Source organism: Paratractidigestivibacter sp., from assembly GCF_052362415.1.
Lineage (GTDB): Bacteria > Actinomycetota > Coriobacteriia > Coriobacteriales > Atopobiaceae > Paratractidigestivibacter.
Window position 1 is genome coordinate 408 of the sequence record NZ_DAWEMK010000159.1, and the last position, 1138, is coordinate 1545.

At 68.0% G+C, this 1138-nt stretch carries 2 protein-coding genes; both read right to left on the reverse strand.

Features of this window, described 5'->3' with window-relative positions; translation table 11 throughout:
* Positions 1–137, reverse strand: a 137-nt coding sequence (locus ACT84W_RS10295; protein ID WP_444329144.1) for a ParA family protein, incomplete at its 3' end; no start/stop codon positions are given.
* A 203-nt stretch (positions 138–340) separates the two neighbouring features.
* Positions 341–712: a YraN family protein gene (locus ACT84W_RS10300; protein WP_073293294.1), complete on the reverse strand. Its 372-nt coding sequence runs from the start codon at positions 710–712 to the stop codon at positions 341–343.
* Positions 713–1138 lie beyond the last annotated feature (426 nt).

The window sequence follows — 1138 nt, forward strand, 5'->3', positions numbered from 1 at the left end:
TCTGTGGCAGACGCCTGCGGGTCGAGGTCGACAAGCAGGGTCCGAAGGCCCCGGGCGGCGAAGATCGCCGCCAGGTTCACGGCGGTCGTCGTCTTGCCGACGCCGCCCTTGTAGTTGGAAATGGCTATCGTGCGCATGGGTCGCGTCCTCTCTAGCGTGGGGCGCGCCTCGGCGCATCCGGTCCGGCGCGCCCCGAGTCTCGGAGCGTCGGGACAAAACCGTACGGATTTGTCCGACAAGCGGAGTGTACCACGAAAACGTACGGATATGTACGCTTTCGTGGTACAAGGGGTGGATTCGGGGAAACCCGGCCCCGGGAGCCCGGGGCCGGGCGCGCCGCCTAGGAGAGCGGCTCCATCTCGCCGAAGCAGTTGATGTGGTGGCGCAGGAGCGCTCGGTTTTCCTTGACGACCATCATCGCCACCTCGTCGAAGCGGACCGGCGTGTCGGCGTAGTCGTCGCCGTTGCCGGCGAGCCACGTCGCCGCCAGCGCCTCGCGCAGCCCGCGCGCCCTGTGGGCCTCGGGGAAGCCGTCCGTTCCGATCCGGACCGTGGCGTCGACGAAGACCAGGGTCCCGTCCTCGTCCACCGCCACGAGGTCGATTCCGCCGATGCCCTCGGGCCCCTGCCAGGCCTCATCGACGATCTCGTAGCCCTTACGCTCGAGGAAGGTCCTGACCGCGCCCATCGCCTTTTCCTTCATGTCGTTCATGTCTTGCTCCTTAGACTCGGAGGCCCGCCCCTGTGGCGTGCCTTGCGTCGCGTGAGTCGCATGCGGCGCGGGCGTGCCGGCAAGGGAGGAAGCGAAGTCGGGCGTGGAAATAGAAGTATTCCGACGGCAGTTTTTCGCGTTGTTCGCGCGCGCAGCGCATGGAGCGAAGAACCCGAAAAAGTGTCGCGGCCCTTGCGGGCCGCCTGCCGGCGTGCGACCCTGCGCGTCCAAGGAACGCCGGGGCGGGTTTCGGATCGGAAGGGCGCAGGCGTGCGGCATGGAATCAGGCATGGGCGCCGAGGCTTCCAGGCATGGGATGCGATCTGTCGGCGGTTGCTGGGCTCCCGTGGGATTGGAGACGACGCCGCGGCGGGAACGACGGCGCGTTCCCGAGTCGCGGTGCCGTGGTCCGCATCGGGACGGCAT

What these genes read in the sequence shown, in the direction of transcription:
- ACT84W_RS10300 (WP_073293294.1), bottom strand. Translation starts at nt 712, where the DNA reads ATGAACGACATGAAGGAAAAGGCGATGGGCGCGGTCAGGACCTTCCTC.